This is a genomic window from Vitreimonas sp., assembly GCF_036392335.1.
Lineage (GTDB): Bacteria > Pseudomonadota > Alphaproteobacteria > Caulobacterales > Aquidulcibacteraceae > Vitreimonas.
Genome location: NZ_DASVYD010000016.1, coordinates 1 through 5,436, shown reverse-complemented (window position 1 = coordinate 5,436; position 5,436 = coordinate 1). Strand labels below are relative to the sequence as shown.

Below are 5,436 nucleotides of genomic sequence, written 5' to 3'. Positions count from 1 at the left end.
AATTGCGACGCCGGGGGAATGTCGGCGAGTAATTGGAGCGCTTTCATGCGAAGCGGCTCTGGCGATCCGCCCCCACCATAAAGAAACGCGGCACCCTTTACCGACGCCAGGGGACGGGGCTGGTATTCCATGCGCTCCCCGGGCGTCCCGTCGCGGCCAATGAAGGGGACGCGTACTTGCACCTGCACAGTGAGCATACCCCCGGCAATCGTCGCATGTTGCAGCGTTCGCACGAGATCGCGAGGAATGAACTTCAGTAGCTGCGCTCGCAGCGCGTCCGCCGCTTGCGCGCGTTCGGCGCTAGCCTCTAACGCGGCCTTCAGAGCAGGGGCAACGGGAAGCGCACGGGCCAAATAGGCGCGTTGAGCTTCTTCGTCTTGTTCGCGGCGATAGACGTTCTGCGCCATCCGGTACGCGGCTTTGCCGAAGTATTTCGCTCCGCACTCGTTGCCGATGGCGCGGACTCTCCCGTCTCCGCCGCCGGAGACGGGAAACCAAACGAGAGCGCCGAATTTGTATTTGGGAAAAGCCGGGGCGCAGAGCGGACATCGCGCCCAACGCGCTGGGTCCTTCGCAAAGCCTTCCGGCACGTCGAAGGTCTTCAGCAGGACAGGTTTGGCCGCCTTATCGGGCGCCGTGTGAGAGTGCCAACGCCACGTCGTAGGGTCGCCCGTGTCGCGGACATGGGCCAAGAAGTCGTCGATGAATTCGGCGCCGGGGCGCTCGGTGAAAACGCCCTCGGTGTCGTGCGCTTGCACGGGGAGAATCGTCATGGACTAGCAAGCCTAGCATGCGCGCGAGCGATTCCTAATGTCCGCGACCTTCCAAGCGCGAACGCATTCCGTTTGCTACCATAGCCCTGTGGTCGACGCCGCCGGCAGGCGCGTCGGCGTTTGTTCGGGACGCCCCGCGGCCCGACGCCTTCAGCTCGGCCATCGCGCGCAGGGTGCGTCAGGGGACGCGCGCCAGCGCGGCGCGGCACGCGCTCGCCCTTGACGCGCGCGAGCACGGTGGCACCCGGCGGTCCTAGAGAGACTGAAGGTCGCGGATCGTCGCCTCAAGCAGGCGATACGCGCTCGGAAACTCATCCGGTTCGATCGCGGCAACGACCACTCGGAGCTTGCCGATTGCTCCGGCCAGGCTTTTGGCGGGCGTGCGACGCAGACGCCGCATCGCACGCGGACGCTCCTTCTCGAGCGCGACGAAACGTCGATCGATGTCGTAAAGCTTCCGAGCCTCGGGCAGCGCACGCTGCTGCGCATCAGTGAGCTTGAACCAGTCATGGTTGTCAGCAAGCCAAGCTTCGGTGTCTCCCCAGCGACGATGCAGCCGCTCGTTCTCGCGACGCAACGCCAGACATTGGCGCGCCAGTTCGAGAGCCGGATCGACTGTGACGTTTTCCGTCGGCGGCGCTTGTGCGATCGCGCGCGTTGGTAAAGCGCAGCCAGCGGCGAGTAATGGCGCTGCGGCTGCGCCCGCGATCAGAGCGCGACGCGAGGGGCCCGAAGTTTGACGCTGCTTCACAGCTCTTCTGCCCAAGCGGCTAAGACGATACGGCGCGGCGCAAAGCAGCTCATCCAAGCAGTGGCAATCGCGAACCGCACTAGCGTCGAGGCGCCGAGCGCCGCCGCGACGGCCATGGCGGCGTTCTCACTGCATTGGGCGACGTACCATCCAGCGACAATCCCGGCATAGCCGGACGGCGCCCAGACCAATGCGGCGCGGAGAATGCCCCATGCGAGATGCAGGAGTGCGCCGACGCACATCAGGATGCAGACGGACAGAAGGAAGGAGGAGATCATGGGCCTGGAGGCGTCATTGCCTTGAGATCACGTAGGATCGACGCAATGAGGTGATGAACTTCCTCATTTTCTTCGGGGCATACTTCGATGGCTGCAACCGCGAGCTTTCCGGCCAGGCCGAGCGCGCTGGTGGCGGCGAGTGTTGGCAGAACCGCTAGCAGCGTCTGCTGCTGTTCGTGCAACTCCTCCAATTGATCGTCGATGTCGTCGAGTTCGCGCGCTTCGGGCAGCGCCCGCTGTTGGCGACGGGACAGACTCAGATAGTTGTGCTCGCGCGCGAGCTTGGCTTCCAACCTTGACCATCGACGGGCCAAACGCTCGTGTTCAGCGCGCAGAGCGAGCCAGTTTTCGCACGCGACGACTGATTGATCGGCATCTGCCGTCGACCTTTCGAGTAGCAGCGGCGCTGCTGTCGCTCCGCCGAGAAGTGCTCGGCGTGAGGGACCGTGGGGGCGCGGGCCCGCGTTCGCCGCCACGGGTGGGCGTCGAGACATTGGTTTGCCTTTCTGGTACGTATGAGTCGTTTGCTATCACGCACAATAACAGCGTGATCGTTTTTTGCAAGTATGATCGCAAAAGCAAAATGCCGGAATTAACTGCCGCTCAAATACGCGCTGCCCGAGCGCTGCTGGACTGGACCCAACCGAAGCTCGCTGAGAAGACCAAGCTGTCCGTACCAACAATACGACGCATGGAAAGTGAGCGGGGACCTGCGGCCAGCACTGCTGCAAATGTCGAAGCTGTTCGGCGCGCACTCGAAGATGCTGGTGTCGTCTTCCTTGAGCCTAAAGAGATGAAGGCCGGCGGAGCGGGAGTCAGGCTGAAGAAATGAGTCATCGAAATGATGACGAACAGCGTCGCACTGTGTTGCCCGACGTTGCCGTGTGTGTCCCAGTTGTTTCCCGTTGTCTCCGGCGCCGGTCACGATCTTGACCGCGCGCCATTGCGTCCTGAGCTTGTGGATAAGTTGTGGGGAACGCAGGAGCAGAACGCATCATGTTCGAGAACATCGCAGAACCGCATGATCCGCTTTATTCGCGCAAGGAAGCGGCGCGCTATCTCACGGAATTGGGACTAGAGACCGCGCCGCAAACACTCGCGCGCAAATTCCACGAAGGTACGGGGCCGCTTTGCACGCACGTTGCCGATCGCGCCATGTATCGAAAAAGTCATCTCGACGCGTATTTCAGCACCCAGGTCTCGGCGCCGCGTCGTTCGTCGAGCGAGCCGCGCAAGCCGGCCCGCGAGCAAGCAAGCTTCGGATGAAATGCCTTGGCGCGCCCGCGCTGTCTCCACCGCCGAAGTCAATAGGCATGATCGTGCCTATTGACTCTCTCACCGCCAACAGGCGGCGCGCCCGGCGTTCGCGCGAAACTAGAACGAGATATTCGCGCCCGCGCTCGTGTGCTTCCGTTCTCATGCGATGCCACAGCGTTCGACACTCGCTCGCGTCATATCGCACAGTGTTGCACCGTGTTTCCTCACGTTGCATGCGGCCCGCATGCGGCCCGTCGCACCCTACTTGTGGGGTGCGGGCGCATGAAGGATTTGGTGCCCCAAAAACGCGTCGCCGCTGAGCTTGGCGTCAGCCGATCAAGTCTGTGGCGCGCAAGTCGAAGCGCCATTCCAGGATTTCCTTCGCCGGTCGTGCTTCGCGCACGCGTCTATTGGGTGCGCAGCGACCTACCGGCACTCAGGATCGCGATGGATCGCTTTCAAGGACGAAGCGCGTTCGAAGCAGAGCGGCGCCATGCGAAGGCGCGCGCTGCACTCGCCGAAGCCACTGGGCTAAAGCCTAAGCGCCGAAAACAGGCGAGCGCGATTCCACAGCCTGACCTGTTCGACGCTCCCGACACCGCCGGTCCCGGCGGGGCAGAGCGTGCTAACCGCGCCCGCCGATGCTGAGCGCCTTGGCGATCTCTTTCTCGACGCCCTTGCCGTACCTGAAGTCGAAGTCGCGTCCGTTGACACGGCCTGAGACAAGCTGATTGAGCGCGCGATCCATTTCTGGACGCCACGGCACCAGAGTTGATGAGAAGCGGTGATCGGCGCGCTCGATTAGTGCGTAGCTTTGCTCGGCCATGTGAATGCGGCTCGTGTAGAGCCCGTGAACAGAATCGCCATCGCGCGCGAAGTGCGGCACACGCCCTGTGTCGCGCTCGATGCGATCGCGCACAGCTTTCTCTTCCAGCGTCGTGAGAGCGCCGCGCCAATCGTGCGCGGGATGAAAGCCGTCGGCGCGGGTTTCGCCAAGGCCAAGCTTCTCCAACGTTGCTTCTCGTTGTTTCCAGGCCTCGCTCACTTCCTTGCCGAAGCCGTCGTGGCGTAATTGGCTGCGATCTTCGATGCCGTCCGCCATCCGGTCGAGCCAAGTTGGCCCGCGATAATCGGCTTGGCGCTCAAGCGAATGTGGATCGAGCAACGTGACGCGTGCGCTTTCGCGCCCGCCCAATCCTTCGCGGGCGGCCACACGGGCCTGGTAATCGTCAGGGAGATGGAACGTCCCGCCGGAATCGCGGGTGACAATGCCGTCGCGCCGGAGGGCCTCTAGTCGCCGCTCATGCATGATGATGTAGTTGTCGCGATCCCCCGGCCGCTGGCTGCGATGCAGCTCGGCCGAGTAGGTGAGGCCGTTCTTCTCGGCGATCTCCCAGATGGTACGATCCGACGCGCGCATTTCCGGCGTGGCGCGATCCAGTTGAACAATGGCGCCGCGTTCGACCTCGGTCAGGCCACGGAGATCGTCCAGACGTCCAACGCGCGCTGTCCAGAACTTGCCGTCAACGCCTTCGACGCCCACGAGGTGCGGTCCGCGGACGTCGTCGCCCAGTTGCTCCAACCCAACTAAGCGACCCGTCACGCGTTGGCTTGAATGCGCGGCTTCGAGTTCACGTGTCCGCTCGGGCTGAAGGCCGCGATCCTCGTGCGCCAACAGACGCGCTGTAGCGCGCTCCCGTTCACGCCGATCGGCGAGCCGGGTGAGTTGCTCCTCCAAATCGGCGTGCATACGCCAGGCGCCCGGTCGCGCCTGCTCGGCCAGGCCCAGTTCTTCCAAGCGATTGAGGCGTTGAACCAGTCGGCTCGCGCGCTTGCCCTCGTCAGGCAAATGAGCAAGCGCGACCTCACCGCCGCGTGTGTGACTTAGGAGATCGCGATCAAGCTCGGTGAATCGTTCGAGCTTTACAGCGCGATCGAGCCGATCCGGTTCAAGGCGCGGGCCGAGTAGCTCGGTCGCCAGTCCTTCGGCGCGTTCCCGGAAACCATGGGAAACATAAGAGCGCGGGATCACCATGTCGCGCCCGTCTTCTCGGCGGCCGCGCATCAGGAGATGGACATGGGGCCGACCGGTGTCGTGGTGCTCAGCCGCGATCCAGTCGATGCGCGTGCCGAGATCAAGTTCGACCCGGCGTACGAGGTCGCGGGTGTAGCTCTTCAAGTCGTCGATCTCCCCGCCGTGCTCGGGCGAGATGATGACCCGAAAATGGTGGCGGTCGTTTTCGCACCGCTCGACGAAGGCGGCGCCGTCCGCCCGGTCGAGCTCGCGGTCGAACACCTGCACGGGATCGCCCTCGCGTCCGGCACCGTCGCGCTCGACATAGAGGGCATGACGCATGAGCGCGCCGCCGCCGCTGCC

The 5,436-nt window shown here is 63.7% G+C and carries 7 protein-coding genes; 2 read left to right on the top strand and 5 right to left on the bottom strand.

Going from position 1 to position 5,436, the window contains the following annotated elements; translation table 11 throughout:
* The 4 genes from VF769_RS03450 to VF769_RS03435 all read right to left on the bottom strand — a co-directional run.
* A partial coding sequence (locus VF769_RS03450; protein WP_331006971.1) for a hypothetical protein occupies positions 1–773 on the bottom strand: 773 nt, incomplete at its 3' end.
* A gap of 253 nt (positions 774–1,026) precedes the next feature.
* Positions 1,027–1,524, bottom strand: coding sequence for a hypothetical protein (locus tag VF769_RS03445; protein WP_331006970.1), 498 nt, complete (start codon positions 1,522–1,524; stop codon positions 1,027–1,029).
* Positions 1,521–1,802, bottom strand: coding sequence for a hypothetical protein (locus tag VF769_RS03440; RefSeq protein WP_331006969.1), 282 nt, complete (start codon positions 1,800–1,802; stop codon positions 1,521–1,523). Before VF769_RS03440 ends, VF769_RS03445 begins: the two co-directional genes overlap by 4 nt.
* Positions 1,799–2,095 carry a hypothetical protein gene (locus VF769_RS03435; RefSeq protein WP_331006968.1) on the bottom strand — a complete coding sequence of 99 codons (297 nt, stop codon included), beginning with the start codon at positions 2,093–2,095 and terminating at the stop codon, positions 1,799–1,801. The genes VF769_RS03440 and VF769_RS03435 overlap by 4 nt, the downstream gene beginning before the upstream one ends.
* A 290-nt stretch (positions 2,096–2,385) precedes the next feature.
* Here VF769_RS03435 and VF769_RS18415 point away from each other — a divergent pair, with 290 nt between their 5' ends.
* Together VF769_RS18415 and VF769_RS03425 are read left to right on the top strand one after the other, a co-directional pair.
* On the top strand, positions 2,386–2,634 hold the full coding sequence (locus tag VF769_RS18415; protein ID WP_349258088.1) for a helix-turn-helix transcriptional regulator: 249 nt from the start codon (positions 2,386–2,388) through the stop codon (positions 2,632–2,634).
* A gap of 164 nt (positions 2,635–2,798) precedes the next feature.
* Complete coding sequence (locus VF769_RS03425) at positions 2,799–3,068, top strand: hypothetical protein (protein WP_331006966.1); 270 nt, start codon at positions 2,799–2,801, stop codon at positions 3,066–3,068.
* 616 nt (positions 3,069–3,684) lie between these two features.
* On the opposite strand, the gene VF769_RS03420 is transcribed toward VF769_RS03425, so the two are convergent.
* A partial coding sequence (locus tag VF769_RS03420; protein WP_331006965.1) for a DUF3363 domain-containing protein occupies positions 3,685–5,436 on the bottom strand: 1,752 nt, incomplete at its 5' end.

What these genes read in the sequence shown, in the direction of transcription:
- VF769_RS03440 (WP_331006969.1), bottom strand. Translation starts at nt 1,802, where the DNA reads ATGATCTCCTCCTTCCTTCTGTCCGTCTGCATCCTGATGTGCGTCGGC.
- VF769_RS18415 (WP_349258088.1), top strand. Translation starts at nt 2,386, where the DNA reads ATGCCGGAATTAACTGCCGCTCAAATACGCGCTGCCCGAGCGCTGCTG.
- VF769_RS03425 (WP_331006966.1), top strand. Translation starts at nt 2,799, where the DNA reads ATGTTCGAGAACATCGCAGAACCGCATGATCCGCTTTATTCGCGCAAG.